At 56.4% G+C, this 26,503-nt stretch carries 28 protein-coding genes; 10 read left to right on the top strand and 18 right to left on the bottom strand.

Annotated features, from left to right (window positions below):
* The first annotated feature begins 177 nt into the window (after positions 1–177).
* The 4 genes from ACT3RW_RS05010 to ACT3RW_RS04995 are packed head-to-tail and all read left to right on the top strand — an operon-like array spanning position 178 to position 3,685.
* Positions 178–1,191, top strand: a complete 1,014-nt coding sequence (locus ACT3RW_RS05010; protein ID WP_131089972.1) for a Bug family tripartite tricarboxylate transporter substrate binding protein — start codon at positions 178–180, stop codon at positions 1,189–1,191.
* The gene (locus ACT3RW_RS05005; RefSeq protein WP_262198114.1) at positions 1,188–1,691 is read left to right on the top strand and encodes a tripartite tricarboxylate transporter TctB family protein; all 504 of its coding nucleotides are present in this window, start codon (positions 1,188–1,190) and stop codon (positions 1,689–1,691) included. The genes ACT3RW_RS05010 and ACT3RW_RS05005 overlap by 4 nt, the downstream gene beginning before the upstream one ends.
* Positions 1,692–3,287: a tripartite tricarboxylate transporter permease gene (locus ACT3RW_RS05000; RefSeq protein ID WP_242632567.1), complete on the top strand. Its 1,596-nt coding sequence runs from the start codon at positions 1,692–1,694 to the stop codon at positions 3,285–3,287.
* The gene (locus tag ACT3RW_RS04995) at positions 3,284–3,685 is read left to right on the top strand and encodes a universal stress protein (RefSeq protein WP_131089974.1); all 402 of its coding nucleotides are present in this window, start codon (positions 3,284–3,286) and stop codon (positions 3,683–3,685) included. Before ACT3RW_RS05000 ends, ACT3RW_RS04995 begins: the two co-directional genes overlap by 4 nt.
* Positions 3,686–3,758: 73 nt before the next feature.
* Here the strand turns inward: ACT3RW_RS04995 and ACT3RW_RS04990 are convergent, their stop codons facing one another.
* Complete coding sequence (locus ACT3RW_RS04990) at positions 3,759–4,202, bottom strand: DUF4282 domain-containing protein (RefSeq protein WP_131089975.1); 444 nt, start codon at positions 4,200–4,202, stop codon at positions 3,759–3,761.
* A gap of 128 nt (positions 4,203–4,330) precedes the next feature.
* Positions 4,331–5,428: a pyridoxal-phosphate-dependent aminotransferase family protein gene (locus ACT3RW_RS04985; protein WP_444613020.1), complete on the bottom strand. Its 1,098-nt coding sequence runs from the start codon at positions 5,426–5,428 to the stop codon at positions 4,331–4,333.
* A gap of 386 nt (positions 5,429–5,814) precedes the next feature.
* On the opposite strand from ACT3RW_RS04985, the gene ACT3RW_RS04980 reads away from it, so the two are divergent.
* Positions 5,815–6,537, top strand: a complete 723-nt coding sequence (locus ACT3RW_RS04980; RefSeq protein WP_444613019.1) for a type 1 glutamine amidotransferase domain-containing protein — start codon at positions 5,815–5,817, stop codon at positions 6,535–6,537.
* Positions 6,538–6,737: 200 nt separating this feature from the next.
* Here ACT3RW_RS04980 and ACT3RW_RS04975 read toward each other — a convergent pair whose 3' ends face one another.
* The 4 genes from ACT3RW_RS04975 to ACT3RW_RS04960 are packed head-to-tail and all read right to left on the bottom strand — an operon-like array spanning position 6,738 to position 10,574.
* Positions 6,738–8,066, bottom strand: coding sequence for an LLM class flavin-dependent oxidoreductase (locus ACT3RW_RS04975; RefSeq protein WP_444613018.1), 1,329 nt, complete (start codon positions 8,064–8,066; stop codon positions 6,738–6,740).
* 31 nt (positions 8,067–8,097) lie between these two features.
* Positions 8,098–8,940 carry an ABC transporter permease gene (locus ACT3RW_RS04970; RefSeq protein ID WP_444613017.1) on the bottom strand — a complete coding sequence of 281 codons (843 nt, stop codon included), beginning with the start codon at positions 8,938–8,940 and terminating at the stop codon, positions 8,098–8,100.
* A complete protein-coding gene (locus tag ACT3RW_RS04965; protein ID WP_444614618.1) occupies positions 8,937–9,785 on the bottom strand; it encodes an ABC transporter ATP-binding protein in 849 nt (282 codons plus the stop codon). The genes ACT3RW_RS04970 and ACT3RW_RS04965 overlap by 4 nt, the downstream gene beginning before the upstream one ends.
* A 6-nt stretch (positions 9,786–9,791) precedes the next feature.
* Positions 9,792–10,574, bottom strand: a complete 783-nt coding sequence (locus ACT3RW_RS04960; protein WP_444614617.1) for an ABC transporter substrate-binding protein — start codon at positions 10,572–10,574, stop codon at positions 9,792–9,794.
* A 150-nt stretch (positions 10,575–10,724) separates the two neighbouring features.
* On the opposite strand from ACT3RW_RS04960, the gene ACT3RW_RS04955 reads away from it, so the two are divergent.
* Positions 10,725–12,002 (top strand): ISL3 family transposase, encoded by a 1,278-nt coding sequence (locus ACT3RW_RS04955; protein WP_444612499.1) that lies wholly within the window; start codon positions 10,725–10,727, stop codon positions 12,000–12,002.
* 16 nt (positions 12,003–12,018) lie between these two features.
* Here the strand turns inward: ACT3RW_RS04955 and ACT3RW_RS04950 are convergent, their stop codons facing one another.
* The 7 genes from ACT3RW_RS04950 to truB form a co-directional block, all read right to left on the bottom strand.
* The gene (locus tag ACT3RW_RS04950; protein ID WP_444613016.1) at positions 12,019–12,249 is read right to left on the bottom strand and encodes a hypothetical protein; all 231 of its coding nucleotides are present in this window, start codon (positions 12,247–12,249) and stop codon (positions 12,019–12,021) included.
* 452 nt (positions 12,250–12,701) lie between these two features.
* On the bottom strand, positions 12,702–12,971 hold the full coding sequence (rpsO, locus tag ACT3RW_RS04945; RefSeq protein WP_131089982.1) for a 30S ribosomal protein S15: 270 nt from the start codon (positions 12,969–12,971) through the stop codon (positions 12,702–12,704).
* Positions 12,972–13,078: 107 nt separating this feature from the next.
* Positions 13,079–13,864, bottom strand: a complete 786-nt coding sequence (locus ACT3RW_RS04940) for a class I SAM-dependent methyltransferase (RefSeq protein WP_131089983.1) — start codon at positions 13,862–13,864, stop codon at positions 13,079–13,081.
* Positions 13,865–13,869: 5 nt separating this feature from the next.
* A complete protein-coding gene (locus ACT3RW_RS04935) occupies positions 13,870–14,823 on the bottom strand; it encodes a bifunctional riboflavin kinase/FAD synthetase (protein ID WP_131089984.1) in 954 nt (317 codons plus the stop codon).
* Positions 14,824–14,885: 62 nt separating this feature from the next.
* A complete protein-coding gene (locus ACT3RW_RS04930) occupies positions 14,886–15,353 on the bottom strand; it encodes a hypothetical protein (protein WP_444613015.1) in 468 nt (155 codons plus the stop codon).
* 11 nt (positions 15,354–15,364) lie between these two features.
* Positions 15,365–15,727: a hypothetical protein gene (locus tag ACT3RW_RS04925; protein ID WP_131089985.1), complete on the bottom strand. Its 363-nt coding sequence runs from the start codon at positions 15,725–15,727 to the stop codon at positions 15,365–15,367.
* 11 nt (positions 15,728–15,738) lie between these two features.
* A complete protein-coding gene (gene truB, locus ACT3RW_RS04920; RefSeq protein ID WP_444613014.1) occupies positions 15,739–16,662 on the bottom strand; it encodes a tRNA pseudouridine(55) synthase TruB in 924 nt (307 codons plus the stop codon).
* 259 nt (positions 16,663–16,921) lie between these two features.
* Between truB and ACT3RW_RS04915 the strand changes: the two genes are divergently transcribed.
* From ACT3RW_RS04915 to ACT3RW_RS04900, 4 genes are all read left to right on the top strand, one after another.
* Complete coding sequence (locus tag ACT3RW_RS04915; RefSeq protein ID WP_013348387.1) at positions 16,922–17,584, top strand: fasciclin domain-containing protein; 663 nt, start codon at positions 16,922–16,924, stop codon at positions 17,582–17,584.
* Between the two features lie 168 nt (positions 17,585–17,752).
* The gene (gene sigK / locus ACT3RW_RS04910) at positions 17,753–18,334 is read left to right on the top strand and encodes an ECF RNA polymerase sigma factor SigK (RefSeq protein WP_444613013.1); all 582 of its coding nucleotides are present in this window, start codon (positions 17,753–17,755) and stop codon (positions 18,332–18,334) included.
* On the top strand, positions 18,334–19,158 hold the full coding sequence (locus ACT3RW_RS04905) for an anti-sigma factor domain-containing protein (protein ID WP_444613012.1): 825 nt from the start codon (positions 18,334–18,336) through the stop codon (positions 19,156–19,158). Before sigK ends, ACT3RW_RS04905 begins: the two co-directional genes overlap by 1 nt.
* 198 nt (positions 19,159–19,356) lie before the next feature.
* Positions 19,357–20,841, top strand: a complete 1,485-nt coding sequence (locus ACT3RW_RS04900; protein ID WP_131090365.1) for a molybdopterin-dependent oxidoreductase — start codon at positions 19,357–19,359, stop codon at positions 20,839–20,841.
* A gap of 14 nt (positions 20,842–20,855) precedes the next feature.
* Here ACT3RW_RS04900 and ACT3RW_RS04895 read toward each other — a convergent pair whose 3' ends face one another.
* The 5 genes from ACT3RW_RS04895 to nusA all read right to left on the bottom strand — a co-directional run bounded on the left by ACT3RW_RS04895 (position 20,856) and on the right by nusA (position 26,501).
* Positions 20,856–21,302, bottom strand: coding sequence for a YdeI/OmpD-associated family protein (locus ACT3RW_RS04895; RefSeq protein ID WP_444613011.1), 447 nt, complete (start codon positions 21,300–21,302; stop codon positions 20,856–20,858).
* A gap of 160 nt (positions 21,303–21,462) precedes the next feature.
* Positions 21,463–21,897 carry a 30S ribosome-binding factor RbfA gene (gene rbfA, locus ACT3RW_RS04890; RefSeq protein ID WP_131089990.1) on the bottom strand — a complete coding sequence of 145 codons (435 nt, stop codon included), beginning with the start codon at positions 21,895–21,897 and terminating at the stop codon, positions 21,463–21,465.
* A gap of 101 nt (positions 21,898–21,998) precedes the next feature.
* A complete protein-coding gene (gene infB, locus ACT3RW_RS04885; protein ID WP_444613010.1) occupies positions 21,999–24,881 on the bottom strand; it encodes a translation initiation factor IF-2 in 2,883 nt (960 codons plus the stop codon).
* Between the two features lie 176 nt (positions 24,882–25,057).
* Positions 25,058–25,417 carry a YlxR family protein gene (locus ACT3RW_RS04880; protein WP_131089992.1) on the bottom strand — a complete coding sequence of 120 codons (360 nt, stop codon included), beginning with the start codon at positions 25,415–25,417 and terminating at the stop codon, positions 25,058–25,060.
* Between the two features lie 100 nt (positions 25,418–25,517).
* Entirely contained in the window at positions 25,518–26,501 is a 984-nt protein-coding gene (nusA, locus tag ACT3RW_RS04875; RefSeq protein WP_131089993.1) for a transcription termination factor NusA, read from the bottom strand.
* Positions 26,502–26,503 lie beyond the last annotated feature (2 nt).

Here is a 26,503-nt window from a genome sequence, read left to right as displayed (position 1 = left end):
GTTTCCCCACCTTTGGGGCACCCCGCAACTTTACCGAATTTTTCGATGACTCAAATCACAATTCTTGGTTACACAATGAACAGTATTTTCTTTGAGTACGCAAGAGTGACCCGCTTCACATCAACGCATACGGTGGAACTACTCGCAACTACGATTCAAGCAATGAGGCTGCAATCAATGAAAAGTTTCAAATCCTTCCGTGCCCTGACGGTCTTCGCCGCCACTGCAGCCCTGGCCTTGGGGGCCACCGGCTGTGGCGTTACCTCTGAGAAGTCGGGATCCGACGCCGGAACGTCAGACGCACCAATCGCCAACCTGCGCATCATGGTCCCTAATACTCCAGGTGGCGGATACGACACCACCGCACGCGTGGGCGCCAAGGTCATGGACGAAGCCAAGCTGGCCACCAATCCAGAAGTGTTTAACCTAGCCGGCGCTGGTGGCACCGTAGGTCTGGCCCGCATGATCAACGAAAAGGGCAATGGCGATCTGGCCATGCTCATGGGTCTGGGCGTAGTTGGTGCCAGCTACACCAATGACACCGATGGAAAGCTGACCGATACCACCCCAATCGCCAAGCTGATCGAAGAGCCAGGAGCCATCATGGTCTCCAAGGATTCGCCATACAAGACCATCGACGATTTGGTCGCAGCGTGGAAGAAGGATCCAGGAAAGATCTCCGTCGGTGGCGGCTCCTCCCCTGGCGGTCCTGACCACCTGCTTCCAATGCAGTTGGCAGAAGCTGTTGGTATTGACCCTAAGGACGTGAACTTCGTTTCCTTCGACGGCGGTGGCGATCTACTGCCAGCCATCTTGGGCAACAAGGTCGGCTTTGCAGCCTCGGGTGCTGGCGAGTACATGCAGCAGATCGAAAAGGGCTCGGTTCGAGTTCTGGCAACCAGTGGCGAAAAGAGCCTTGAAGGTGTTGACGCTCCAACGTTGAAGGAATCTGATATCGACTTGGTGTTCTCAAACTGGCGTGGGCTGGTTGCCCCTCCAGGTATCTCTGATGAGGACAAGACCAAGTGGGTTGAGCTGATGACCGAAATGCACGACTCCGAGCAGTGGAAAGAAGCACTGAAAACTAACGGTTGGACCGACGCGTTCATGACCGGTGATGATTTCTCTGCTTTCCTCACCGAACAGGATGAGCGTGTAGCAAGCGTCCTGAAGACCCTGGGTCTGGCGTGAGCGCAGTAAATACCGCAAAGAAGAAACGCGTCGAACTGTTGTTCGCCGCGTTTCTTCTTCTCGTCGGAATCATTGTGTTTGTTGACGCGTCGCAATTACATGCGACGTACTCCCAGGCTGACGCTATCGGGCCTAAGGCAGTGCCCTACCTGGTGTCAGGAATCCTAGTGCTCTCCTCTATTGCCCTGAGCATCACCGTGGCCCGAGGCAACCTCGCTGAAGGAGATGAGGGTGAAGACGTTGATCTGAGCCAGCCTTCGGACTGGAAGGTACTTGTGCCGCTACTTGGCTTCTTCGTCTTGAACCTGTTGCTGATCAACTGGGCCGGTTGGGTTATTTCCGGAACGATCCTGTTCTTCGGCGTTGCAACTAGCTTGGGCGCTCGCCGTTGGGCCCTCACCGCGGTGATCTCGCTGGTACTGGCGTTTGGATCTTTCTACGGCTTCTACTTGGGGTTGGGCATCAAACTGCCCGCCGGAATTCTCTCGGGGGTGCTGTAAATGGATACATTCAATTTATTGATGGGCGGATTTGAATCCGCTCTGACCCCGATCAACCTGCTGTTCGCTTTCGCTGGCGTGGTCTTGGGTACTGCAGTTGGCGTTCTTCCTGGCATTGGTCCAGCGATGGCCGTGGCACTGCTTTTGCCACTAACCTTCGGCATGGAAACATCTAGTGCCTTGATCATGTTTGCGGGTATCTACTACGGCGGTATGTACGGCGGTTCCACCACCTCCATCCTGCTTAATACTCCAGGCGAGTCGGCCACCGTCATCACAGCCATTGAAGGCCACAAGATGGCCAAGGCTGGACGGGCATCTCAGGCACTAGCCACCGCTGCGATCGGCTCATTTGTTGCCGGAACCATCGGTACAGCGCTGCTGGTGACTGTCACACCAATCGTGGTGAAGTTTGCGGTGAGCCTTGGCGCACCAAGTTACTTTGCCATCATGGTGCTTTCACTGATCACGGTTACTGCCGTCTTGGGCTCGTCAAAGATCCGCGGTTTTGCTGCCCTCGGTTTGGGGCTGGCTATTGGTCTTGTGGGCATGGATCCAGTGTCCGGCCAAAAGAGACTGACCTTCGGCTTTGCTCCGTTGATTGACGGTATCGATATCGTGGTTGTCGCCGTGGCAATTTTCGCCATTGGCGAGGCGCTGTGGATCGCCGCTCACCTGCGCCGTACTCCGGCGCACACCATTCCTGTCGGCACTCCTTGGATGGGTAAGGAAGATTGGAAGCGATCCTGGAAGCCATGGCTTCGCGGCACTGCCTTCGGATTCCCTTTTGGTGCATTGCCTGCCGGCGGCGCCGAGGTTCCAACCTTCTTGTCTTACGTAACAGAGAAGAAGCTCTCCAAGCACCCTGAGGAATTTGGCCACGGTGCCATCGAAGGTGTTGCTGGTCCAGAAGCTGCTAACAACGCTTCAGCTGCCGGAACACTGACGCCAATGCTGGCCTTGGGCCTGCCAACCAACGCGACCGCTGCGGTGATGTTGGCGTTCTTGACCATGAAGGGCATCCAGCCTGGCCCGTTCCTCTTCGAGAATGAACCCGATTTGGTATGGGCACTGATTGCCAGCCTGTTTATCGGCAACACGTTGTTGCTGCTGATCAACTTGCCGTTGGCGCCACTGTGGGCCAAGCTTTTGAAGATTCCTCGCCCCTACCTGTACGCGGGCATCTTGTTCTTCGCTACCCTGGGCGCGTTCTCGGTGAACATGCAGGTAGCAGACTTGTGGATTTTGCTGCTCATTGGTCTGTTGGGCTTTGCACTGCGTCGCTTCGGATTGCCAGTGCTGCCACTGATCCTTGGTGTCATCATCGGCCCGATGGCCGAGGAACAACTGCGCAAAACCTTCCAGCTCTCCTCGGGCAGTGTGTCAGGAATCTGGAGTGAACCATTAGCGGTCGGGATCTACGTGTTGATCGCGGTACTGCTAGTACTGCCAGCCGTGATTACTTACATCCGCCGTTCCCGTGGTCGCCATGATGTTGTTGCTGAAGCTGTCCTTGGCGAAGTGGCCGACCATCCAAAGCACAAGGCCGGAGTTTCGGGCACGACCGCAGACGACGACGAAAGGGAGAACTCATGAGCATCGTTGTAGGCTACATCCCCTCCCCTGAGGGTGAAGCTGCTTTGGAGCGGGCCATCAAAGAATCAACAGCAAGACAAGCAAGGTTGATTGTGGTGAACTCCTCCAAAGGAGACCAACTAGTTGATGATCGGCTCATCGATGCTAAACAGCATCACGATCTGGAAGCACGATTGACTGAATCCGGAGTAGATTTCTGGATTCAGCGTCAAACCCAGGGCATCGATGCCGCAGACCAGATTTTGCAAGTGGCAGAAGCTCAACGAGCCGAGCTCATTGTCATTGGACTGCGCAAGCGCACCCCAATGGGAAAGTTCATCATGGGTAGTGTCGCTCAAAGAGTGCTGCTTCAAGCTGGTTGTCCGGTGCTTTCGCTCAAAGCAACTAACGACTGGTAAGCAAAACGTGGAACCCTCAATTTAAGCGAAATGATCCGCACCAATTGGTGCGGATCATTTCTCTTTGCTGACTTTACTTCTGGTACGGATTTGGTGGTGGAGTGGTACCACCGTTGTCCGGATCAGCCGGGCGAACCTGTGCGCCACCCTGCGATGGGTATTGCGTTGTTGGGTTATAACCCTGTGGTGCTGGTGGGTTATTTGGCAACGATCCATGTCCTGCTTCAGCTGGTGGTGTGCCACCAGCAAGTCGGACAAGTTCCGAAGTGTTCTCCGCGGTACGGATCGAAGCAATCAGCGACTCAAGTCCAGCGCGGATCAAAACAAGGTAGATCAAAACGAATAGTGGTCCGATGATGATCAAAACCAACAGTCCGAGCATGGTGCTTTCCGTAAAAGCGCTGATCACCATGCCGAGGTAGGCAATAACCAACAGGACCATGATCAAGATGTAGACAAACTTGACGATGGACGGAGTTACGAACTTTTTGAAACTGAAATCAAAAAGGGCTTTCATCCTTCTGCCTTCTCTCATGTCGAAACGAATGATATAGCCGACAGTATCGGACTATGAGCCATGAGGAAAGCTGATCTAGAAAATAAGTACTGGCCGTCGTAGTGTTTTTTGATTTCCCTTGGTCTTCTTTACGCCTTGGAGATGGCTTCTTTCAGCGCCGTCAACAACAGCACTACCGAACCCGGGTTGGCGTTTGGCCCCATCAGGCCAATACGCCATACGGTGCTGGCATACTGACCAACACCACCACCAATCTCGATGTTAAAGCGATCCAGCAGATAGCCGCGCACCTTCGCCGAGTCCACACCTTCTGGGACGTTCACGGTGGTCAACTGTGGGAGTCGGTGTCCTTCTTGGGCGAAGAGCGTCAGGCCCATCTCTTGCAAACCATCTTGCAACAACGAGCCAGCTTCTTGATGCCGAGCGGTCACCGCGTCCAATCCTTCGGACAGAATTCGATCAATTCCCGCCTCCAGCGAGGCAACCATGGCCACCGGTGCAGTGTGGTGATAGGTACGACCGCCACCTGCAGAACCGGTGGCGTAACCTCCGAGCAGTCCGAGGTCTAAGTACCACGATTGTGGCTTCTGTACTCGACGTTCAAAGGCACGGTCAGAGATGGTGAACGGAGCCAAACCTGGGGCCACACCAATGCACTTCTGGGTGCCGGCGTATCCCACATCGATCCCCCACTCATCAGCCAGTACCGGCATACCGCCAATGGAAGTTACCGCATCAGTGATTAGCAGCGCGTCACCCTTGATAGCGCCCAAGGCAGCAATGTCCGAAAGCACACCGGTGGTTGTTTCTGCATGCACACCAGCAATCACCGAAGGATTCGGGTGAGCGTCAGCCACACGCTGCGCATCAATCGGAGTGCCGTATTCGTGATCTACGCGGACCACTTCGGCACCAACACGTGAGGCAACTTCGCACATGCGCTCGCCGAACAGACCGTTAATAGCAATCACAGCGACATCACCGGGATTGATGGTGTTAACAAACGCAGCTTCCATTCCAGCTGATCCGGTAGCGCTCAGCGGGAGGGTGCGCAGGTTTTGTGTGCCCCACAGTGTTCGCAGTCCATCGGCTACATGATCCATTCGGGCAATGAATGCAGGATCAAGATGTCCCAGCAGTGGCAAGCCAAGAGCTGCCGTTGCTTCCGGGTACGGGTTACATGGACCTGGGCCGAAAAGATGACGCTGAAGAACGGTCTGACTCATGACTGCTCACTTTCACTTATACGAATTGTTCCAATCGAGATTCAGCGTATCCGCAAGAGGCTGAAAAACGAAAGGTTAGTTCCACATTGTAGAAATTTATAAATTGTAGCCAGAGCGCCATTTTCGAGATGACACATGATGATGAGCCGCTTTGGCACTCACATGCTCCGTTACTTCGTTGCGAGATCGCGGGCTCAGCGCCGAGCAGTGTTCGCTAGCTTCGATCGGTTTGGCCAACAGGTTGCTGGCAAGGCTGATGCTTTGCTCAAATAAACCATCACCAAGTCAGGGAAGAATCATATAGAAGTCTGAAAACCCCATCAGTCAGGTTGAACTTGAACGCCGTTTGTATAAGTCTGAAAGGACAAATGCGAAAGGAGTACTCCGTGAAGAAAATCCTCATGGTCGTAACCAGCGTTTCCGAACTCGGTGCAGGAGGAGAGCCCACCGGCTACAACGTGGCAGAGGCAGCCCACCCTTGGAAGGTCTTCCGAGATTCAGGACACTTTGTCGACTTTGCTTCAATTAAGGGCGGTCAGCCGCCACGGGACACGGTCGATACCGACGACCCAATCCAAGTTCAATTTACTGAAGATGAGACCACCCGTGCTGGGCTTTACAACACTGCCAGGGTAGAAGTTGTTGATCCAGAACAGTACGACGCCGTGTACCTCGTAGGTGGACACGGCACCATGTGGGACTTCCCTAATAACGAAGGCCTTCAGAAACTTGTTGGTGGCATTTACAACAAGGGTGGCGTTGTCGGCGCTGTTTGCCACGGTCCAGCGGGACTCCTTGATGTCGAGTTGCATCACGGTTTGAAGCTCCTTAGTGGCAAGGATGTCGCAGCCTTCACGAATGATGAAGAAGTTGCAGCGGGCAAGGACAAGGTCATTCCGTTCTTCCTTGCAGACAAGCTCACCGAGCAGGGCGCAAACCACATTGCCGTCGATAACTTCGAAGAAAATGTTCAGGTTTCCGAACGATTGGTGACCGGACAGAACCCTGCATCAGCCGCGGGTGTTGCCAAGGAGATGGAGAAGCTTCTAGCTGAAGCCATCCATCAGGAAAAGGCTGAAGAAGAAGCCGCAGAAGCCGAAGCCGACTAGGCTGATACGCAACAACCTCTGAATTTACGCAGTAACGACGCTTGGACTCGTGTGAAATCACGAGTCCAAGCGTCGTTTTGTGCCCAGTAGTTCCAAGGGTGAATTGGTGCAAGGACCGATGGGACCCGCTCCCATGGCATCCGCGATTTTTGTTGGCGTGAGCTACTAGATCTTTGAGCCATCAGCGCGTTTGAGTGTAACTAGTGAACAAGGCCCGCATGATCGACGGTGGGCACTTCAAGCCCGTAGTGACCACGCAGAGTGCTCTGATCGTAGTCAGTTCGGAAGAGCTTGCGTTGCTGCAACAACGGAACAACGTGTTCGGCGAAGGTTTCAAGGCCCGAGGGCAATACCGGAGCCATGATGTTGAAGCCATCAGCGGCACCTGCCTTGAACCAGTATTCGATTCGGTCCGCCAGCTGCTCAGGGGTTCCAGCAAATGTCTGGTGACCACGTCCTGAGCCGAGTTCACGAATAATCTGACGAACCGTCAGATTTTTGCGGTATCCCAGATCCAAAATCAGGTCGCGACGTGAGGTGGATTTTTCCTTGGAAGTCGCTGTCTCCAGCCCCTCGGGGAGCACCTCGTCAAGCTCCAAAACATCCGGGGCTACGTGCAGTTGCTGCGCCAAGGTCTTCTTTGCATACTCCGGAAGAATCAAGTCATCCAAGGCATCAGCCAGCTCAAGAGCTTCAGCTTCCGTTGATCCGAGGATGGGAACGATACCCGGCAAAACTTTGACGGACTGCTCGGAGCGTCCGTAGCCCACGGCCTTGGTCTTGATCTCTTGATAGAAGTCCCTTGCTGATTCGAAGGACTGATGAGCCGTGAATATAGCTTCAGCCCATTGACCGGCAAATTCCTTGCCCGCCTGTGAGGCTCCGGCTTGAATAATCACCGGGTGTCCTTGAGGCGAACGCGGAACGTTCAGCGCTCCCGCTACCTGGAAGTGCTCCCCCACATGAGCGGCTGGATGAATCTTGGCCGGATCCGCCCACGTGCCACTTGCCTTGTCAGCGATGACCGCATCTGGCTCCCACGAATTCCACAATTTTTTCACCACGCTCAGGAACTCATGCGCCCTGGCATAGCGCTGTGAACTATCAAGCTGTGACTGTTGGGAAAAATTCTGCGCAGCTGCGTCACCGGCAGTGGTCACAACATTCCAGCCTGCTCGTCCATTGCTGATCAGATCCAACGTTGCGAACCGGCGAGCAAGGTTATAAGGATCGTTGTAGCTAGTGGAAGCCGTAGCGATCAGTCCAATATTTTTAGTCACCGGCGCAACAGCGGAAAGCAGTGTCACCGGGTCCAGGATTCCGGCTGGTCGTTGTGCCACCGGCCCTTGAAGCACCGGTCCGTCAGCAAAGAAGATTGCGTCGAGTTTGGCCTTTTCCGCAAGCTGCGCCAAGCGAATGTAGTGGTCAACTTCTGTTCCTGCATGGGGGTCGCTCTCGGGCAATCGCCACGAGGACTCGTGGTGCCCGGTGGTTAGCAAGAATGCGTTGAGGGTTAAAGTGCGTGCCATAATTCTGGTCCTTATCCGTGAGAGTTGAGAGTTAGGCGCGAGCCCAGCGCGAAAAGTGTCGCTCCAATGCCACAAGGGCTGCATTAACAACAAAGCCGAGAATGGCGACGGTCAAGATCGCTGCATACATTTTTGGAATGAGGAAGCTGGCCTGCGAGTTGGTGATCAGATATCCAAGACCAGCTTTTGCACCGATCATTTCAGCAGCAATTAGAACCAGCACTGCAGAAGTTCCTGCCATGCGAATGCCGGTAAAGATAATCGGCACAGAGGCCGGTAGGACGACCTTTGAAAAAATCTCAAAGTTGTTTAGTCCCAGCGTTTTGCCTGCACGAATCAGCAGTGGATCTACGCTGCGTGCGCCCAGAATGGTGTTGAGCAGAACCGGGAAGAACGCTGCGTAGAGCACGATGGTGACCTTGGAGAGTTCGCCAATGCCAAGAGTGAGAGTGAATACCGGTAACAGTGCCAGGGCCGCAGTGTTTCGGAATACTTCCAGAAGCGGATTCAGAAAATCTCCGATTCGCGAGAACCATGCCACCACTAGCCCCACCGGTACACCGATCACCACGGCAAGAAGGAAACCGATGGCTGAGCGTCCTAAGCTGGCGGAAATATGTGTCAGCAGATCTCCGCTCACGATCATTTTCCATAATTGCTGAAGTACCTCGTGCAATGGTGGAAGAAAGACCTTGGAGGCCGGTTCAAGGAGAAATTGTGGAATCAGTTCCCACACCAGTAAGAACCCGATGATTGCTCCGGAACGGTAGAGCGTTTTCCTTATCGTTGCCCCAGCTCGTCCCGTTGGTGCTGCTCGTTGCGCGGACGAAGTTTCAACTCTGATCTGCTGATCTGGCAATGCTAGTGTGCTCATGCTGTGGCTCCTGAAGAAGTCAAGGTTTTTTCGACCGACGCGGCTACGTCTTGGCGACTGTGGCTATGTAACAGTGACCAGATGTGATGACGGTACTCACCGAACTGCTGGGTTGAGCGGATGTCATCTACCGACTGGCGATCTTGAAGATCGATGTTCACAATTTCCTTGATCTCCCCTGGTCTGGCGGACATGACCGCCACTTTCTGCCCTAGGTAGACCGCTTCTTCAATACCGTGGGTAATAAAAACGATGGTGGTCTTGGTGCGTTTCCAGATGTCCAGCAACAGGTCTTGAAGCTGTTCGCGAGTTTGCGCATCCAGCGCTGCGAATGGCTCGTCCATGAGCAAGACCTTTGGTTCGTGGGCAAGAGCTCGCGCAATCGCTACACGCTGTCTCATTCCTCCGGAAAGTTCGTGCGGGTACTTATCTTCCACGCCTTCTAGGCCAACCAAGCGTAGGTATTCGTGCGCTCGTATCCGGCGTTCAGCCTTGTTCAGGCCCTGGCCATGTCGCGCTTGGCTTTCCAAGCCGACCTGAACATTGGCTGCTGCGGTGAGCCACGGGAACAGCGCATATTGTTGAAAGACAACTGAGCGTTCCAGGCTAGGCCCAGAAATAGGCTGCCCGTCAACGAGAACTTCGCCTTGGCTCGGTGTGCTCAACCCAGCAAGGATGTCCAACAAGGTGGACTTACCGCATCCGCTCGGTCCCACCAAGGTGAAGAATTCGCCGTCCTCAATCCACAGATCTAGTGAATCGATGGCCGTGACTGCGCTTTGGTCGCTAGCGCCAGTACGTTGGAACTTCTTGCCCAGATTTTTGATTTCAATTCTCGACATGATCGGTCATTACCCTTCGCTCGCGAGATCGTTAAATTCGTTGGTGTAGTACTCGCTGGGTGTTATTTCACCGTCAACGATTCCGGTGCTCTTCAACCATTCGGACCATCGGCTGAAGTCTTCATCTGAGATCGGCGCATTCTTGCCTACGCCATAACCGTTGAAATACTGCAGAGCTTCAACATCTTCGCCACGATCTCTGGACTCGATGATGTCCGTCAATTTTCTGAGCACTTCTTCACGTGAATGCGATGACGCCCAGTTCGCCGCTTTGGCGGTACCCGTTGCCAGAGCATGTGCCCCTTCGGGATATTCAGCGATGAAATCGTCACGCAATACGTATTCACCACCATTGAAGTTGTCAAAAACTTCAGTGTCCCGGAAGACTTCCCGCAGATCCCCTTGTTTCACGGCATGGACCTGGGCTGCACCAGAGAGTGCCCCGACGTCTACCTGATGGGTGCGAACCGCTTGCTCGGTATCTGTCGGCGGCAGAACGACTAGCTGAACTTGGTCAATCTCGTCCGGGCTTAATCCTTGTGCTTTCAGATAGGTGTGGATCACGGCTTCGGAGTGAGCTCCGAGGGTGTTGACCGCGACAGTCTTTCCAATCAGATCCCGGGCTTCTTTAATGCCGCTGTCTTTCGCGGCATAAAAACCAACAAAGTAATCGTCATTGGAGCCGTAATATGAGGCGACCGCGGTCACCGGAGAGCCAGCTTCTTGTAGCTTTACAACTGCGCCAGCAAATGCGCCACCGATGTCGGTCTCGCCGGTCGCCGTGTTTTGAATGGACAGCGGACCGCTGGAGTTATTGCCGACCCATTCCAGCTTAATGGCTCTTCAAGTTTTAGCGTGGTGACCCCGAAAAAGAAGTAAGGCCCGCAGTCCTCTGCGAAGATGAGTGTTGTCTAGACATACATCAGCAAGGAACTACGAGCCGTGTTCAAGGATACCGGGCCAATCGATGCTGCGTCGATTCTGTTGAACCTCAACGACTACCGCGTCATCAGCGCCACCCACGAAGCAGACGGACGACAAGCCCTCATCGAGCCCAAAGCTACCGAAGCAGCATGCCCCACCTGTGGAGTGCTCACCCAACGAATCCAGGCCAGACCAATACATCGGGTGAAGGACGTGCCAGTCGGCGGCACCGACCTGCAGGTATTGGTGCGCAAACGCCGTATGGCCTGCCAGGAATCGGCCTGCGAACGCCGTTCATTCGTTCAAACCACCGAGCAACTCCCGTTCCGTGCCAGGATCACCACACGACTCTCCCAACAGTTCGTGGACGAGATGAGTTCCGAACTCAGGGCAGTGTCCCGGGTCGCTGCCGCGCATGGGGTGTCTTGGCCTACGGTCATGGCCCGGCTAACCACGATCGGTGAACTGGTCGGGGACGTGGACCGCATGTTCATCCGCCGGCTCGGCATTGATGAGCACCGGTTTCGCAAAGTCCGCTACGCACGGGGCCGGACCGGGAAAGTAGTGCGGATTGAGCCGTGGTCGATTGTGTTTACTGATCTGGATACCGGAAAGATTCTGGATATCGTGGACGGACGCCGCGGCACGGCGGTGAAACGGTGGCTGAAGAATCGGCCACGGTATTGGCGCCAACGGGTGCAGTACGTCGCGATCGACATGTCATCGGAGTTCCGCAAGGCGGTGCGGGAGAATCTGCCGAAGGTAAAGGTTAGCGTGGATCATTTCCACGTGATTCAGCGGGCGAATCTGATGATCACCCAGGTCCGCCGACGTCGCTCCCACGAAGTCTTTGATCGTCGTGGCCGGGCTGCTGATCCGGCTTACAAGTACCGGAAATTATTGACTTGCAATCTGGAGAACTTGTCGATCAAGCAGGTTGAACGGTTGAAGCTGATCTTGGAATCAGACCCGGAACTCGGAGTGATCTATGCGATCAAGGAGCATGTGCGGGAACTATTGAAAGCTACGAATATCCATGAGTTCCAATCCCGGTGGGCGGTGCTGGAAAAGTCCGTGCGAGCAACAACAATGGTTGAGGCGAAGTCGCTGTTCCGGACGTTGACCGGATGGCGCAGGGAGTTGCTGGTGTTCGTTAGAACCAGATTGACGAACGCCAGGAGTGAGGCAGCGAATCTGACGGCGAAGAACTTGAAACGCATTGGCCGGGGTTATCGGAACCATGCGCATTACCGCCTTCGGATACTGTTATATACGGCAGGGCTGCGCCCGTGCTGAACACTCTGCACCACGCTTAAGTTTTAAGAGCCAGCTTAATGCCGTCAAGATATCCGAGGCCGGCAGCCAGCTCAATGAGCGTTACGGTGTTGGCTGCGCCTTCGTAGCGGACATTGACGGTGCCGTCTGCATTCTTCAGATCAGTGCCGTGTGCGGAGGCTGTGCATGACGCCAGCAAAAGTGCTGGTGCCAGCAATAGCGTTGCCGCGCCTTGGCGCTGCCGTCGAGTAAGCGGGGTCTTGAACATCTTTGGTATTCCATTTCCTTTGCCGGTGCGGGCTGTTGCTAGCCATACAAGCACCTTTGGAAAGGGTCAGAAAGGGGCTCTGAAACCTGGTGAAATTCAGTGAAACGCGAAGTCAAAGTCGCTATCAGATGTCCGGAAAAGTCCTTGATGTCTGCACCTGTTATAGCCTGAGGAAACATCGGGTCATAGTGCCTTCAGCACGGCGTTAATTTGGTTTAACAAGTCGCACAGAGTCCCGTGTTTTTAGCAGGTATCGGCGCGGGCGACTCTACGTATCAGTCATAGAAAGACATGTTCAGTATGTGTGCGGCAGCAGAAAATCAGCTTGTCGATTTTTATGATGATCTCCAGTTCACTCGTGCAGTGAACATGTCGCACAAGTGTTATCCGGGCATAAAAAAAACCCCGCCTTCCAAAAAGGAAGGCGGGGATCTTCGCACCAGTGCGAAAGACTACTTACGTAGGCCCAAGCGCTCGATCAGCGTACGGTAACGCTCGATGTTGGTGTTCTTCAGGTAGCCGAGCATACGACGACGACGACCAACCAGAGCCATAAGGCCACGGCGGGTGTGGTGATCATGCTTGTGCATCTTCAGGTGCTCGGTCAGGTCCAAGATACGGCGGGACATGACGGCAATCTGAACCTCAGGCGAACCGGTGTCACCCTCGTGGGTAGCGTAAGCCTTGATGATTTCGTTCTTGATAGTGGCATCCAATGCCATAACAAACTCCTAGAGTTGGACCGCGTTCATAAGTCAGTGCAAACGCCGAAGCGTCTACGGTGGAAACCCGCAACCGCGGACTGCAGCGAGAACCATCGTCAATCATATCACCGACGGGCACGCCGGCGGGACCTCCAGGCATGGGTGAGATACGGCACCTGTACCTTGTCGCCCAGTTCATGACCCAGATGCTCGTTCCAATACCACCGTAGGTTTGATTCAACCTTGGCTTGGGTTGTCGGCGAAGATTTGCGGTAGTAGCTGCGCGACTTAGTCAGCTCAACGATCTCTTCAAAATCCAGCGACATCGACCAGTGCCAAATACCGTGTTCAGGTTTGCTGAATTCACGACCCAAAGGCGGTTCAAGCTCGGGACGGTGTACATCTCCAGCATGCATAATGCGGGCTAGCCGGTGCACCCACGGAACAGAGACGTCGAGTTGATTCCACAATAAAGTGAGCCAACCGTGATCATGCAGCAGACGGGCAGCCTCAGCACTGGCTTTGGGATGATCCACCCAGTGCCATGCTTGCGCGTAGGTCACCAGATCAACGCTGTCCTCGTCCAAGCTGGTAGCTTCGCCCGAGGCGCACACCGTGGCCACCTGTGGAAGTCGCTTCGCCAAGACCGAGAGCATGTCTTGGGACGGATCAACAGCGGTGACGTCCAACCCCTGTGCTACCAGTTGTTCGGTAAAGATCCCCGATCCACAACCAATATCAACTGCCACTTTTGGCTGGTCCTGCAGGGTGAAGTCCAAGGCCAGCTGTGGATAGGACGGACGGATCTTGTCGTAACTCTCAGCACCGGACTGGAATGCTGACGCTAATTCGTCACGACGCTTGGCACTGACCACAAAAGCACGTTGTGGCAGAGATGGAATTTCAGACATGAGACTTAGCGCGGTTCAACGGCCAGCACTGCGCGAGCTTGATCCACGTCCTGGGTCATCTGCTCAATCAAAGCTTCGATACCGCGGTAGGCGACCATAGGGCGCAGGTGTGAGATAAACTCAACAACAATCTGCTGACCATAAAGGTCAAAGTCTTCAACACCTTCATCTGGGCGGTCGATCACGTGGGCTTCTACCACCCGGGAGACACCATCAAATGTTGGGTTGGAACCCACCGAAATGGCGGCTGGCCAACGGACCTCGGCCTCGTCGATAACCCAACCGGCGTACACACCATCGGCAGGAATGATGCCGGTGGCTTCAGGATCAAGGTTTGCCGTTGGAAAACCCAGCTCGCGTCCGCGGGCATGCCCGTGGACCACTTCACCGCGCATCCGGTGGGGCCGGCCGAGGATCTGGGCTGCTGCTTCAACGTTGCCTGCAGCTAGTTCTTCGCGAACCCAGGTCGAAGACAAACGACGCTTATCCCCTACGTCTTGCACGCCGATGACATCGAAGTTGTACTTCTTGCCCAGCTCTTGCATGTAGCTGAAATCGCCGGAGTTGTTACGGCCAAAGCGGACATCATGACCAACCACGACCGCGACAGCGTGAAGCTTTTCAACGATCAGTGAGCGGACAAAATCTTCAGCGCTTTGGTCAGCAAATTCAAGGGTGTAATGGATCATCAGCGTGGCATCCAAGCCAACGCTGGCCAAGGTATCGATCCGATCAGCGATTCCCATGATCAGCTGTGGAGCAGCCTCGGGGCGATGCACCAGTGCTGGGTGCGGGTCAAAGGTGATGGCCACCGATTGAGCAGAGCGCGCCTTGGCTTGAGTGACTGCTGCGTCGAGCACTTCGCAGTGCCCCAAATGAACACCATCAAAGTTGCCAATGGTCACGACAGTGGGAGCCACATCCGTGGGGACGGCGTCCAAGCCCTTCCAATAGTGCACTTTGCTCCTTTAGAAATTCTTGTGGTGAGTAGAGAACCCACCGAGGCAATTCTTACACGTCTTTAGGCCAGACGCTCACTGCGGTTACGGTAAAGCCACCACAAGCCAACAATTGGCAGTACCAGCGGAATGTAACCGTAGCCTTCACCGAAACCACTCCACACCGATGGGTGGGCGAAAATTTCAGGATGAGTTAATGACAAAATGCCCACAACGATCACACCAACAAGTTCAACGCTCACTGCCCACAGCGAGACAAGCCATGCGCGCGACTTAGAAGATGACAGTGAGAACGTGGCGACAATGTAGATCAGGCCGGAAAGCAATGACAGCGTGTAGGCCACCGGCGCTTCATCAAACTTGCTCACGATTTGGTACGCACCACGAACGGTTGCCGCCAGAGCCAAGATGCCATAGACCGCAATAATCACTCGGCCTAGGCCAGTGGAGCGGCTTGGCTTTGGACCTTTAGTGGCATTGCGAGAATGTGCAGCCTGCATGATCCGTGAGTTACGAGGATTCTGACTCATGTTGTTTACTCCTAGTGCCAGATTTGTTCCATACGGAACAGCATGATGAAGGTGACGGCTGCCGAGGCACCCAACACCGCATTGGACCAGCGACTCTTTTCACTGACAGCCCAGAAGAATGCCAGCGGGGGCATGATCAGCGCGGTGATCAGATATCCCCAGAATTCCAGCGGGTCGCCCTGTACAGCGTTTCCGCCGGCCTGCCTGATCGCGGCAGCAACGCCGTAAACAATCAAGAAGACTTCAGTTGCAGCTGCGCCGATAAGAGCCCAGTCATCCGGGTGCTTGCGAATGATGGTCGCCACCACAGCAACAAGCAATGCCAGTGCACAAACGATGACTCCGGCGATGAAAAATCCGTTCAAGGCAAACAACGGTTCAACCTTTACTTAGCGGTGAAGACTAGGGCCGTACGAGCTTTTTCGCCCTTGTCCTCCAGCAATGCCACCAGCACCCCATTGGGTGCAAAGGCTGCGACGGTCTGGCCAGGCTCAATGTCCATGCTCAGGTGGGATGCGGCAATGGTGCGCCCGAAGGACAGCTCCATCGCTTCATCCACGCTCACCGTACGGTTAGGGAACAACGCAGCGGCAGCCTTCTCAAGGGGCAGCATGGTGAATTCGTTTGCCAGCTGTTCCAGAGTGCTAGTCAGATCAATCTTGTACGGGCCAACCTCGGTACGGCGCAACGCCGTCAGGTGTCCACCAACATCGAGTGCTTCGCCCAGATCGCGTGCCAGTGCACGGATGTAGGTTCCGGAGGTGCAAGAAACGGTGACGTCCACGTCAAGGATCTTGCCGCCGTTTTCTCGACGGATTTCGTGAATCTCGAAGCGTGAAATAGTCACCGGACGCGCCTTGAGTTCTACCTGCTCGCCGGCTCGCACACGTGCATAGGAGCGCTTACCATCAACCTTGATGGCTGAAACTTGGCTTGGTATCTGCTCAATATCACCGCGGAGCTTTGCTACTTCACGTTCGATATCTTCATCGGTGACCGCAGCAGCAATACGCTGAGAGATAATTTCGCCTTCAGCATCGTCGGTGACAGTGTTTTGTCCCAGACGGATGGTGGCGGTGTAGGTCTTATCGTGACCAACGATGTAGGTGAGTAAGCGGGTCGCCTTGTTAACACCGACAACAAGCACACCTGTGGCCATCGGGTCTAAGGTGCCAGCATGGCCCACCTTGCGGGTGCCTGCGAGTCTACGGATACGACCAACCACGTCGTGGGAGGTCAATCCTTGATCTTTGTCGACTAGTACCAGGCCCGAGGCCTGCTCTTGCGTGTTCTGCCCGGCTTTACTCACGCCTTCCAGTATATGGCTTAGGCAGAAAATTCACCCGTCTTGCCGTTCAACCGTGGCCGATGCCACGTCGCATCCCAGATTGTTCCTGCCACGGATTGCAGATAAGTCCTTCCAGGCTCTGCGAATTGGCCGCAAAATAAATTTTTTCAAGAGATTCCAATCCGTTGGGCATCCTGCCCCGAATGCTCATTGACAACCTGATCCGCACGGACAGGAAAAGGACCGACGACATCAGTCGCGGCGAAGCAAGGAGAAAATCATGAAGCGCACATACAGCAAAGTCGCTGGAGCATTCGGGCTCATCGCAGTCGCCGCCATGGGACTGAGCGCCTGCTCGACCGGTTCGGAAACCATGGAATCACCCACCGCCTCCGCATCGGAAAGCAGCTCGCCGATGGCCAGCGAATCTGCAATGGATCCGGCAAGCAATCTCGTGGGCAGCGGCTGCGCCGCCTACGCCGAAGCAGTGCCAACCGGTGACGGTTCGGTAGCAGGCATGGCCAAGGATCCAGTGGCCGTTGCAGCTTCCAACAACCCGCTGTTGACCACGCTGACTTCCGCAGTTTCCGGAAAGCTGAACCCGGACGTTGACCTGGTCGACACCCTCAATGGCGACGAATTCACCGTCTTCGCTCCGGTTGATGACGCATTCGCCGCCATCCCCAAGGATGACCTTGCCGCAGTGGCCAAGGACGCGGACACCCTGAGCAGCATCCTGACCTACCATGTGATCCCCGGCCAGATCGCACCGGATGATCTGCCCGGAACCCATGCAACCGTCCAGGGCGAGGATGTGGAAGTCACCGGCAGCGGCGACGACCTCGAAGTCAATGGCGCTTCGGTCATCTGCGGTGGCGTGCAGACCGCCAACGCGACCGTGTACCTGGTGGACACCGTCCTGATGCCACCAGCCAAAAAGTAGCAACGGCGCAATTGCAAGGCCGATGGCCTGAAGGTGATGCATGGAGTCCAAATCCAGGCATCACCTTCGCTGGTTCAACGGGCCGTGCTCCCCCATCGGCAACTTTCGCAAAGCGCCACGGAACAGCAGACAGCGAAACAGACACAGATGCGTGAGACTCTAGGATTCATGAGTTCAAATAGACTCGACTCCATGGAAGACGATTCCGTTCAAACGCCGGACGCCCTGATGCAACAGGTCGCGCTGGGACAAGAAGTTGCCTTCGAATCGCTCTACGATGCCATGGCTTCCCGAGTCTTCGGACTCGTGCTGCGGGTGCTTCGCGACAGGGCACAGAGCGAAGAAGTCACCCAAGAAGTTTTCGTCGAAGCCTGGCAGCAGGCCCGGCGCTTTGATCCGGCACGCGGCACCGCAGCTTCCTGGCTGCTGACCATTGCCCATCGCCGAGCCGTGGACCGTGTGCGTTCGAGCCAAGCAAGCCAAGCGCGGGATTTGCGCGTTGGAATCAAGGACTTCCAAGACAGCTACGATGATGTGGAAGAGAACGCCATCTTGCACGATGAAACCGTGCGCGTTTCCCAGGCACTGCAACGGCTCAGCGCGCCTCAGCGCGAGGCCATACACCTGTCCTACTTTGGCGGATACACCCACCTGGAAGTCGCCGAGATTCTGAAAATACCGGTGGGAACCGCCAAAACGCGAATACGCGATGGAATGAGCAAACTTCGAGACCTGATGGGAGTGGCGTAATGGACAAGCATGAAAACGAGCGAACCGATAGCTTCGCCCGGGACGCCCTGGAAGACAAAGAACGCGAGGACCTGCTCAACCAGTCTCCGAATTCCGCCCAGGCTCGCCAGGAACTCGATGCACTGCAGGAAACTGCAGGATTGCTTGGCTTGGCGGCACAGCCGGTTGCGCCTCCGCCACGGTTGAAGGCCAACATCATGTCCGCCATCCGCACCACCGAGCAGCTCCCTCCCGTTGCGGACCAGGCACCCACCCTGGGCAGCTCCCCCGCAGCCGTCCCAGCCACCGAGGCTCCGGGGGAACCTGGTTCCGCTGCAGAACCTCCGGTCCAGCAGACAGGAACAGGACGCGGCACGCAGCGCTTCTTTGCCCTGGCCGCCGGCGTGCTGCTGCTGGCAGCAGTGGCCTTGGGAGGATTGGCGATCAACCAGACTTCCGAGCAGCGCGAGATGGAGAACAAGATGGCCGCCATGGCCTCGCATGAAGACGAGCTCACGCGGATTCTGGGCGCCCCTGATGCGAAGTCAAGAACGCAGACCCTGGAGGACGGAGCCCGTATCACGCTTTCCTATTCGGCCGATGAGGGCCTGATGGCTGTTTCCACCTCCGGCATGCCGGCTTTGTCCAGCGACAAGGGCTATGAGCTATGGCTAATTTCGGCCGATGGGGCAGTTTCTGCGGGCATGCTCGCCGGCGCCGATGCCGATGGCATGATCATGGTTTCAGATCCGATGAAGGACATCACGCATTTCGGGATCACTGTGGAGCCAGCTGCTGGATCCCCTGCCCCGACAACAGATCCCATCATGGTCCAGTCGCTGTGAAGCCGCAAAAAATCTCGTAGCCGATTCCAATCCGCATCGCAGGATGTTCCGAATACATGGTGAGTGGTTGTTCCCCTGCGATCGGCAGGGGAACATGGATCGCAACGCATGAGGTGAGTGGCAGTGGGCATTTCAACGAAACGCAACGACAGAGTTCTCGTATTCCACGCGGTGGCTGGAATCTGTTCGGCAGCAGCCATGTTCGCCGTGGCCCAGTTCGCTTCGGCATTTTTTAATAGCGCCTCGTCACCGTTTTTCGCCTTGGGCTCGGCCATCATCGACCTGACTCCGCCATGGCTCAAGGACTTTGCCATCGCGACCTTCGGCACCAATGACAAGCTGGCGCTGTTCATATCCATTGGCGTCGTCGCAACGGTCCTGTCCGCGGTAGTCGGCCTGCTGGCTAAGCGAAGCTTCGCCCTTGCCTGCACCGCCATCGTTGCCTTGGCCGTGGTGATGTCCAGCGCAGTGGTCACCCGTGCGTCCACCAGCCTGCTTGATATTGTCCCAACGGTACTCGGCGCGATTGCCGGCATCGGGGTTTTGCAGTGGCTCAACCGGCTGGCTTCAGCCACGGCCGCGCCTCCGGGCGAGGACGCCAGCACCCCGGGTCCAAGTCGCAGAACCTTCCTGCTCGGTTCGGTCCTGGCCCTGGCCGCCTCGGCCATAGCTACCGGCGCTTCGAGCTCGATCTCCGCTGCGCGGAACATGGCTGAGGCTGCCCGCAAGGCCTTGCGCTTGCCTGCGCCCCGTACCAAGGCAAAACCCCTGCCGGCAGGGGTTCAGGTCGAGGAAGCGGATATGCCACGCTTCGTTACCCCGAACCGGAATTTCTACCGTATCGACACCGCACTTTCGGTGCCCCAAATCGACCCGGGACAGTGGTCCTTGCGGGTTCACGGCATGGTGGAGAAGGAATTCACCATGAACTTCGACGAGCTGCTGGACCAAGAGCTCGTGGAAACCTATCTGACGCTGACCTGCGTATCGAATCCGGTCGGCGGCGACCTGGTAGGCAACGCACAATGGCTGGGCTATCCACTGCGCCACCTGCTGGAACGCGCGATTCCCCAAGCCGGCGCAGATATGGTGCTGTCCACGTCGCATGACGGCTTCAGTGCTTCAACCCCGCTGGAAGTTCTGAGAGATGACCGGATGGCCTTGCTGGCGATCGGCATGAATGGAGAGCCGCTGCCATTCGAGCACGGGTTCCCGGTGCGCATGGTGGTTCCTGGCCTGTACGGCTACGTGTCTGCTACCAAATGGGTGGTCGATCTGGAAGTCACCCGGTTCCAGGACAAGGCTGCCTATTGGACGACTCGCGGTTGGTCCGAACGCGGTCCTATCAAGATGTCTTCCCGGATCGATACGCCTCGCCCATTCGCCAAGGTACCCGCAGGGGACGTCGTGCTGGGCGGTACCGCCTGGGCCCAGACCCGCGGCATTTCCCGCGTGCAAGTGCAGATCGATGACGGACCATGGGAAGATGCCGACTTGGCAGCCGAGGCCTCCTTGGATACGTGGCGACAGTGGCGCTTCGTGTGGAAGGATGCGACGCCCGGCGCACATTCGGCAACTGTACGCGCCTACGACGCACAGGGCCAGTTGCAGACCAGCGAGAAAGCCAACCCGGTGCCCAATGGCGCCAGCGGCTGGCAACGCCTGCAATTCACCGTGCAGTAGGCGCTGACTGTAGCCTACTGGCTACGCAGCACCTTGATGACTTTCTCAACCCTGCGGGTGCGGGTATCTTCTCCCCTAGCTTGAACGATCGGGTCTACGTGCCCACGTTGTTTGCTGTAGGACAGCTGGCTCCACGCATCAAGTAGCTCTGGTTCCGCAGAGAGCAGCACAGCCAGCGGTTCAGGGATTTCCACGGTGCGTGGTTCTTCATCCAGCTCTAGCTTCACGGTAATTTCGTCCCCCGCACCTTTGCCGGTATTTGCACGAGTCTCGGAGTTAAAAGAAACAAGAAACTGTCCGCCCATGGAGGCGATAGTTGTTCGGTAGGTGTAGTCGCCATTAATTTGAACTGTCACCGGTACACGTTTGCCACGACCAAATCCGTAAACAATTTCATCGGGCACGACCAGCTCTACATTGTTCCCGGTGCTGGCAATCAGGGTGGTGGTGAATTCTGGCATCTACTTGCACCTTTGTTCGAATCCGTTAGTGGTTTCTCACGCTATCTCATCAGCAACGTGAGCACCAGGGTTCTGGCGTTTAAACGTCAGATGCCCGGGCCACCACGCATTATGCGTAGTGATCCGAGCATCAAACTAAGTAGGACTAGAACAAGGAAGCTTAAGCTTCTTCTTCCTCTTCGTCCTTCTTGTATGGGTCCTGGTCCCCTGCGAAGTCTTTGCCTTCGCGAAGGGCTGCAACTTCAGCGTCCTTCTCGCGGGCCTTAGCCAGCAGTTCCTCAAGGTGCGAGGCACCTTCAGGGATTTCGTCGGCTACGAAGGCCAGCGTTGGGGTCAGACGGATGGTCAGGTTGCGGCCCAATTCCTTGCGCAGCGCACCGCCGCGCTTTTCCAGCGTTTCGGCGATATCCTTCTTCATCTCGTCATCACCAAAGACGGTGTAGTACACCGTAGCGTGCTGCAGGTCGTTGGTAACGCGGGCGTCGGTCACGGTGACATTATCGATGCGTTCGTCTTTGATGACGGTGCGCAGCGACTGGGCCATGAGGACCTGCACGCGCTTAGCCAAGCGTGCGGCGCGGGCTGAATCAGCCATGGTTTTCTCCTAATGGTTCAAAACTCGTGGGCGCTTGACCAAATCTTATCGGTCAAACGCCCACGAATCAGTGAGTCACACTGCTAATTGCTGGTGAGCAATTAGTCGCGTGGCTTTTCGCGCATCTCGAAGGTCTCGATGATGTCGCCGTCCTTGATGTCGTTGAACGACCCCAGGCCGATACCACATTCGAAGCCTTCACGGACCTCGGTGACATCGTCCTTTTCGCGACGTAGCGATTCGATCGACAGGTTGTCGCCAACCACGTTGCCATCGCGTACCAAGCGAGCCTTGGAATTACGCTTGATGGTGCCCGAGCGGATGATCGAACCGGCAATGTTGCCGAACTTCGAGGAACGGAAGACCATGCGGATCTCGGCGGTACCGAGGGCAACTTCTTCGTATTCCGGCTTGAGCATGCCCTTGAGCGCTGCTTCGATGTCGTCGATAGCGGAGTAGATGACCGAGTAGAAGCGCATATCCACGCCTTCTTTGTCAGCCAGTTCAGACACGCGCTCGGCTGGGCGGACGTTGAAGCCAATGATGATGGCGTTGTCCACGGTAGCCAGGTTGACGTCGTTCTGGGTGATAGCACCCACGCCGCGGTGGATTACGCGCAGCTGAACGTCGTCGCCAACCTCGATCTTCATCAGCGAATCTTCCAGTGCTTCAACAGCACCCGAAGCGTCACCCTTAAGGATCAGGTTCAAGGTATCGATCTTGCCATCAGCGACGGCCTTATCGAAGTCTTCCAAGGTGATGCGCTTACGACGCTTAGCCAGCATTGCGTTACGCTCTGCGGTTTCGCGCTTGTCAGCGATCTGACGAGCGGTGCGCTCATCGTCGGTGATCAAGAAGCCGTCGCCGGCGCGTGGCACCGAAGACATACCCAAGACCTGAACCGGGCGCGATGGCAATGCCACGTCCAGGTTCTCGCCGTTTTCGTTGAACATTGCACGCACGCGGCCGTGGGCGGTACCCACAACCATGGTGTCGCCAACGCACAAGGTACCGGACTGAACCAGCACGGTAACAACCGAACCGCGACCCTTATCCAAGTTCGCTTCAATGGCTACACCACGAGCGGACTTGTCTGGGTTGGCCTGAAGTTCAAGCACATCGGAAGTCAGCAAGACAGCGTCGAGCAGCTCGTCGATGCCTTCCTTCTGCAATGCCGAAACCTTCACGAACATGGTGTCGCCACCGTATTCTTCAGGAACCAAACCGTATTCGGTGAGCTGACCCATGACCTTGTCAGGGTTAGCACCTTCCTTATCGATCTTGTTCACTGCAACGATGATTGGCACACCAGCAGCCTGTGCGTGGTTCAGTGCTTCAACGGTCTGTGGCATAACGCCGTCGTCCGCTGCAACAACCAGCACGGCCACGTCGGTGACCTCGGCACCACGAGCACGCATGGCGGTGAACGCCTCGTGACCCGGGGTATCGATGAAGGTCATTGCACGAGTGCGACCTTCGTGTTCGTGGTTGATCTGGTAAGCACCGATGTGCTGGGTGATGCCGCCGTGCTCGCCCTCAATAACGTTGGACTTACGGATAGCATCAAGCAGTCGGGTCTTACCGTGGTCAACGTGACCCATGATGGTGATAACTGGGGCGCGCTCTTCAAGCTCGTCTTCGCCTTCAGCCTCAAGTTCGGCTTCCAGGTCAAGGCCGAAGCCTTCAAGCAGTTCCTTGTCTTCGTCCTCTGGGGAGACGACAGAAACCTTGTAGCCCAGCTCTTCGCCGAGGACCTCGAAGGTTGCCTCGTCGAGCGACTGGGTGGAGGTAGCCATTTCACCGAGGTGGAATAGTACGGTCACCAGTGCTGCTGGGTTTGCGCCAATCTTGTCTGCGAAGTCGGTGATCGAGGCACCACGACGCATACGGATCTCGGTCTCACCGGTACCGCGAGGTACGTTGACACCGCCCAGGCTTGGAACACTCATCTGCTCCAATTCCTGGCGCTTTGCGCGCTTGGACTTGCGCTGCTTACCGCGACCGGCGCCTCCCTTACCGAAAGCACCGCCAACACCACCGCGACCACGTGGTGCACCTGGGCGGAAGCCGCCACCGGTACCGCCACCTGCGCCACCAGCGCCGCCACCGGCACCTGGGCGCCCGCGACCTGCGCCACCTGGACGACCGCCAGCTGCTGGAGCTGGACGATCAGTGCGGTTAGGCATCATACGTGGAGTTGCGGAGGTTCCTGCGCCTGCTGGACGTGGTCCACCCTGACCCTCGCGTGCCGGACGTGGACCGCCCTGACCTTCGCGTGGTGGGCGTGGACCGCCACCCTGCCCCTGACCGGCTGGACGTGGACCGCGCTGGCCGTCACGTGCTGGACGTGCGCCACCCTGGCCTCCTTCGCCGCGCATACCCTGCTGGGAAGAGAACGGGCTGTTGCCTGGGCGTGGACCGCCTGGACGAGGAGCGCCCGGACGTGGTGCACGGCCGCCTTCGCGGCTACCTTCGCGGTTTTGGCCGCGACGTTCGCCCGAGTCACCCGAACGCATGCCCTGCTGGGATGAGAATGGGTTGTTGCCTGGGCGTGGAGCACCTGGCTTTGGGCCCGACTTGGCCGCTGGCTTTGGTGCTGCACCTGGAAGTGGTGCGCCCGGGGTTGCCTTAGCAGTCGGTGCTGCTGGGGCTGCCGGCGCCGCTGGAGCTGCCGGTGCTGGGGTCGCTGCCGCAGGCTTAGCGGCAGGCTTGGTGCCTGGCTTAGCTGCTGAAGAAGCAGCCGGAGCTGCCGCTGGCTTCGAACCCGGCTTTGGTGCGCCCGAGGTTGCTGGCTTAGCTGCAGCCGGCTTGGCTGCAGCAGCGTTGGAACCTGGGAAAGCATCGCGCAACTTGCGCGCTACTGGAGGCTCAACGGTCGAGGATGCGGAGCGAACAAATTCGCCCATATCCTGCAATTTGGTTAGTGCTTCTTTTGAAGTGATTCCGAGCTCTTTAGCGAGCTCGTGAACGCGGGGTTTAGCCACATCTCTCCTGTATCGATGTGATCTGCTCAAACCCCAATTTCAAAGAAAAATCTTCTATGCAGGAGGTCTGGCAAATCAGCTGTGTAATTCGTGAAATTCTTCCGTCGCACGGTGGATCACGCAGAACTGATAGTTCATCGTTGTGCGCTCAACATTGTCGACTCATCGGGTTGCCATCAGATTTCTGACCCGCTTTCATCATGTTTGCCAGATTGCTGACGTGCCGCCAGCTGATCTTCGTATGCGGTAAATTCCTGCACTACCTGCGAATCGTCGACGGCGGACCGGAAGGCCCGCGCGAATGCTTTTCGCTGTACTGCTTGCCGCACACACTTTTGTGTACCGTGGGTCCAGGTTCCTCGCCCGAAGGCGGAACCCTGCAAATCCAAGCTCACCGCACGAAGCGGAGTACCTTCATTGAGGACCCATCTGAGTAACTCGTTTTTACTGGTAATGGTTCGACAGCCAATGCACGTGCGTTGCTGATGCAGCTTCATGCGAGCGCCGTCGCCACCTTCCCTAGTTGTACGAGCCATCTACTAGTCTAGCGCGTTTGCACGCCATAGCGCGCATGAGTTGTGGCTCACACACGCTAGGCTTGCACGCGACTAACTAGCAATTCTTAGCAATCCAGCTTTAGAGCTGTGGCTCCTTGCCGCCGGATGCAGCCAAGATGTCAATGCGCCAGCCGGTCAGCTTGGCGGCCAGGCGGGCGTTCTGCCCTTCCTTGCCGATAGCCAACGACAGCTGGGAGTCTGGAACGACGACGCGAGCACGACGCTCTGCCTCATCAAGGATCTCTACCGAGACGACCTTGGATGGGGACAGTGCTGCGGCGATGAACTTCGCTGGATCTTCGTTGTAGTCAACGATGTCGATCTTCTCGTCGTTCAGTTCATTCATTACTGCACGAACGCGGGTACCCATTTCACCGATGCAAGCGCCCTTGGCGTTCACGCCAGGCTTGGTTGCACGAACAGCGATCTTGGTGCGGTGACCAGCTTCACGAGCCAGTGCCTCAACAACAACGGTGCCGTCAGCAATTTCAGGCACTTCCATTTCGAAGAGCAAGCGAACCATGCCTGGGTGCGAACGTGACAGGGTCACAGCTGGACCCTTGTTGCCGCGTTCAGCCGAGACGACGTAAGCGCGCAGGCGGTTGCCGTGCTGGTACTTCTCGCCTGGAGATTGCTCTACTGGTGGCAGCAATGCCTCCAGGTCGCCAATCTTTACCTGAACCATGTGAGCCGAGTAGCCCTGCTGGATCACGCCGGAGATCAAGGTGCCTACGCGGGTGGTGTATTCACCAACAACCTGTGCATCTTCAGCTTCACGCAAACGCTGCATGATGACCTGACGAGCGGTGGAAGCAGCGATGCGTCCAAAGCCGTGTGGGGTGTCGTCAAATTCGCCGAGCAGAACACCGGCGTTATCGCGGTCCTCCACCAAGATGGCAACGTGACCGGTAGCGCGCTCAATAAAAGCACGCGCGCCTGGCATTGCGCCTTCGGTCTTGTTGTAAGCCAGCAGCAAAGCCGACTCGATGGTTGGAATCAGTACATCCATGGGGATGTCGCGGTCTTTTTCCAGAATACGCAGAGCGTTGAGATCAATATCCACGC

The organism is Glutamicibacter sp. AOP5-A2-18 (genome assembly GCF_052446055.1).
GTDB lineage: Bacteria > Actinomycetota > Actinomycetes > Actinomycetales > Micrococcaceae > Glutamicibacter.
The sequence above is the reverse complement of the archived record's forward strand: the minus strand, read 5'-3'. Positions and strand labels throughout refer to the sequence as shown.

Coding starts and splice junctions, on each gene's coding strand:
- ACT3RW_RS04940 (WP_131089983.1), bottom strand. CDS start 13,864: ATGTCTGAAATTCCATCTCTGCCACAACGTGCTTTTGTGGTCAGTGCC.
- ACT3RW_RS04975 (WP_444613018.1), bottom strand. CDS start 8,066: ATGGCACGCACTTTAACCCTCAACGCATTCTTGCTAACCACCGGGCAC.
- ACT3RW_RS04880 (WP_131089992.1), bottom strand. CDS start 25,417: ATGGCTCGTACAACTAGGGAAGGTGGCGACGGCGCTCGCATGAAGCTG.
- ACT3RW_RS04915 (WP_013348387.1), top strand. CDS start 16,922: ATGAAGCGCACATACAGCAAAGTCGCTGGAGCATTCGGGCTCATCGCA.
- ACT3RW_RS04900 (WP_131090365.1), top strand. CDS start 19,357: ATGTTCGCCGTGGCCCAGTTCGCTTCGGCATTTTTTAATAGCGCCTCG.
- ACT3RW_RS04990 (WP_131089975.1), bottom strand. CDS start 4,202: ATGAAAGCCCTTTTTGATTTCAGTTTCAAAAAGTTCGTAACTCCGTCC.
- rpsO (WP_131089982.1), bottom strand. CDS start 12,971: ATGGCATTGGATGCCACTATCAAGAACGAAATCATCAAGGCTTACGCT.
- ACT3RW_RS04985 (WP_444613020.1), bottom strand. CDS start 5,428: ATGAGTCAGACCGTTCTTCAGCGTCATCTTTTCGGCCCAGGTCCATGT.
- ACT3RW_RS04905 (WP_444613012.1), top strand. CDS start 18,334: ATGGACAAGCATGAAAACGAGCGAACCGATAGCTTCGCCCGGGACGCC.
- sigK (WP_444613013.1), top strand. CDS start 17,753: ATGAGTTCAAATAGACTCGACTCCATGGAAGACGATTCCGTTCAAACG.
- ACT3RW_RS05010 (WP_131089972.1), top strand. CDS start 178: ATGAAAAGTTTCAAATCCTTCCGTGCCCTGACGGTCTTCGCCGCCACT.
- ACT3RW_RS04970 (WP_444613017.1), bottom strand. CDS start 8,940: ATGAGCACACTAGCATTGCCAGATCAGCAGATCAGAGTTGAAACTTCG.
- ACT3RW_RS04930 (WP_444613015.1), bottom strand. CDS start 15,353: ATGAGTCAGAATCCTCGTAACTCACGGATCATGCAGGCTGCACATTCT.
- ACT3RW_RS04895 (WP_444613011.1), bottom strand. CDS start 21,302: ATGCCAGAATTCACCACCACCCTGATTGCCAGCACCGGGAACAATGTA.
- ACT3RW_RS04950 (WP_444613016.1), bottom strand. CDS start 12,249: ATGTTCAAGACCCCGCTTACTCGACGGCAGCGCCAAGGCGCGGCAACG.
- rbfA (WP_131089990.1), bottom strand. CDS start 21,897: ATGGCTGATTCAGCCCGCGCCGCACGCTTGGCTAAGCGCGTGCAGGTC.
- ACT3RW_RS05000 (WP_242632567.1), top strand. CDS start 1,692: ATGGATACATTCAATTTATTGATGGGCGGATTTGAATCCGCTCTGACC.
- ACT3RW_RS04995 (WP_131089974.1), top strand. CDS start 3,284: ATGAGCATCGTTGTAGGCTACATCCCCTCCCCTGAGGGTGAAGCTGCT.